The organism is Streptococcus pluranimalium, from assembly GCF_047785745.1.
Taxonomy (GTDB): domain Bacteria; phylum Bacillota; class Bacilli; order Lactobacillales; family Streptococcaceae; genus Streptococcus; species Streptococcus pluranimalium_B.
Window position 1 is genome coordinate 1 of sequence record NZ_JBLOJT010000154.1, and the last position, 2,704, is coordinate 2,704.

Consider the following 2,704-nt stretch of genomic DNA (forward strand, 5'->3'; position numbering starts at 1 on the left):
GCACACGTTGACGAGAAGCATTAGGGGACTACAATTGAGAATCGAACAAATCATACTGGTTTATCATTTGAGATATTTTGAAATCAACTAGCACCACGGGTATTTTTTACTACAACAACAAACGCATTAAAGCAAAACTAAAAGGACTTAGTCCTGTCCAATACAGAACTAAGTCCTTTCAATAATGAGTTGTCCAACTTTTTGGGGTCAGTACATTTCACGAGTGAAATAAGGTTTTTTCATCAGTGAGTTTCTCCACCGATAGATTGTATATCTGACTTACCGAAATATTCTGCAATTGTTTCAACAGCAATCTTAACACCTTTACCCATATCTTCTATATTCATCGAAGGCATATTGGGTTTATCTACAACTTGTTCGGACATAAATGGAATATGCATAAATCCTGCATGCTTTACAAACGGAAATTTCTTATCAACTAGATAGAGAACTTGATACATAAGATGGTTACATACAAATGTCCCTGCTGTGTTTGAGACAGAAGCTGGTAATCCTGCCTCTTGAATAGCCTTGGTGATAGCTTTTATTGGAAGCGTACTGAAATAGGCTGGCTGTCCATCTTCACGGATAGGCTGATCAATCGGTTGATTTTTCTCATTATCTGGTATACGTGCATCATCTTGATTTATAGCTACACGTTCAGGTGTTAGTCCAAAGCGACCTCCCGCTTGGCCAACACACAGAACTGCATCAGGACGAAATTCGTTGATTGCCTTTTCCAGAACGTCTGCGGATTTGTGAAATACCGTTGGAATCTCAATCCATTTCACTTCTGCTCCAGATACTGAATCAGGAAGAAGTTTTACAGATTCAAGTGCAGGATTTATCGCTTCACCTCCGAAGGGATCAAAACCAGTTACTAAAATTTTCATAAAAAAGCTCCTTTCAATGTCTCCATCTAGCATAACTAACTTATAATTAGAATGCAAGGAAATACATCAAGATTATATGAACAACAATCATGATTAAAGCAATTGGTGCCTGTGCTTTGATAACTCCATTAGGATTTTTCATATCCATAAGAGCAACCGGAAGAGCATTAAAGTTTGCTGCCATAGGAGTAAGGAGAGTTCCACAATAACCAGCTGTCATAGCAAGAGCACCGGCCATAATAGGATTTGCTCCAAGTTCAAAAACAAATGGTACGCCAATGCCTGCTGTTATAACTGTAAAAGCTGCAAAGGCATTCCCCATAATCATCGTAAATATAACCATTCCTAAGACATAAGCGAGAACACCGAAAAATCGGCTTTGATCGGGAACAACGCCACCAATCATTCCAGCTATAACATCTCCCACACCTGCTGCAGTAAAAATAGCACCTAGTGCCCCTAATAATTGCGGTAAAATTCCACTAGTAGATACTTGTTGAATCATTCTGTTATTTTCATCCAACAGACTGTCAGGTTTCTGCTTAGTTATGTATAGTGCAGCTAGTGTTGCAATAATAGCTGCTATAGCTATAGCAACTCTGCTAAAATCTGGTAATATTTGAGCAATAACAAGTGCTAAAACAGCCATCAAAATTACTGGAAGAAAAATCATATTTCCAATCTTTTGAGAACGCTTCTCAGCAATTACTTCATCTAATGGAGCAAATTGTCCAATGTTAACTTGCTTAAAGAGGGTTAATAAAGCTAAAACAACAACAATACTACCAATGATTTTATTGGGTAAGAAACTACCACCTATAAAAGTAACACCTATTAATCCCCAGAAAATTCCAGTACCTACTCGTGAAGGATTAGTCTGATCGTTGAATGCTTTAAATGCAGTATGAAAGAATTGAATCCCAATAATGACATAAGCAATCTCGAGCAATGTGTTTCCAAATTCAACCATTACTTATCCCCCTTATTTCTTTTATGATTATTTTCAATCTTCTTATCAAATTGATAGTTATAAATTGCAATAATAACAATTGATACAACTGCAATTACCATTGAAGATAGTGCAATTTTAGAGGCATTGTCCTCATATCCTAATGATTTCAATGTACCACTAATTAATAAGACCCCACCTGCAGCGGCAAAAGTATTTTGGGCAAAGAAGTTACCGAAGTTTTCATTCGCAGCTGCTCGAGCCTTAATTTCTTCTAATTCGTCCTCTGATAATTCTTCACGAACTTTAGCCTCCGCTGCTGCTTCTCCCATAGGCTGAACAAGCGGACGTACAAATTGAGGGTGTCCACCTAGACGAATTGAAAATAGACCGGCAATTTCACGGATAATAAGATAAACAGTATAAAATCTTCCAACTGTCAACCCTTTCATTCGTTTTATCAGGTATATGGCACGCTGTTTTAGCCCGTAAGTTTCAGAAAGTCCAACTAAAGGTAAAGTTATAATAAAAATCGTCATAATCCTCTGATTCGTAAACTCTTGACCCAGCATTTCCAAAAATTCTGGGAACGAAATACCTGAAACAAAGGCAGTTACAAGACCTGCAACTACTACTGTGGCAATTGTATCAAATTTTAATATAAATCCTAATACAATGATTAGAATACCGATAAGCTTTATCCACTCCATAAGCCAACTCCTTTTTAGTGATACTTCATTATATCAATATGATAATTAAACATCAATAAGTTTCTAAAAGTGTTTATACCCAAAAATTTAACTTCTTTTTCAAAAAAATAAGGTATAATAAGACATTCTCATAACTCGTGGTGCTAGTTGAC

3 protein-coding genes and 2 pseudogenes are annotated in these 2,704 nt (G+C 36.6%); 2 read left to right on the forward strand and 3 right to left on the reverse strand.

Annotated features, from left to right (window positions below; all coding sequences use genetic code 11):
• Together ACMZ6U_RS10005 and ACMZ6U_RS10010 are read left to right on the forward strand one after the other, a co-directional pair.
• Nucleotides 1-91 (forward strand): annotated as a pseudogene (locus ACMZ6U_RS10005) (IS982 family transposase); the annotation flags it as partial.
• A 10-nt stretch (nt 92-101) separates the two neighbouring features.
• Nucleotides 102-185: pseudogene (locus ACMZ6U_RS10010) on the forward strand (IS3 family transposase); the annotation flags it as partial.
• Nucleotides 186-242: 57 nt separating this feature from the next.
• Here the strand turns inward: ACMZ6U_RS10010 and pcp are convergent.
• From pcp to ACMZ6U_RS10025, 3 genes are read right to left on the reverse strand one after another with little or no spacing between them, the layout of a single operon-like run.
• Complete coding sequence (pcp, locus tag ACMZ6U_RS10015) at nt 243-893, reverse strand: pyroglutamyl-peptidase I (protein ID WP_416108285.1); 651 nt, start codon at nt 891-893, stop codon at nt 243-245.
• Nucleotides 894-939: 46 nt separating this feature from the next.
• Nucleotides 940-1,863 carry a DUF979 domain-containing protein gene (locus ACMZ6U_RS10020; RefSeq protein WP_416108286.1) on the reverse strand — a complete coding sequence of 308 codons (924 nt, stop codon included), beginning with the start codon at nt 1,861-1,863 and terminating at the stop codon, nt 940-942.
• Complete coding sequence (locus ACMZ6U_RS10025; protein ID WP_416108287.1) at nt 1,863-2,552, reverse strand: DUF969 domain-containing protein; 690 nt, start codon at nt 2,550-2,552, stop codon at nt 1,863-1,865. Before ACMZ6U_RS10025 ends, ACMZ6U_RS10020 begins: the two co-directional genes overlap by 1 nt.
• Nucleotides 2,553-2,704: the final 152 nt, after the last annotated feature.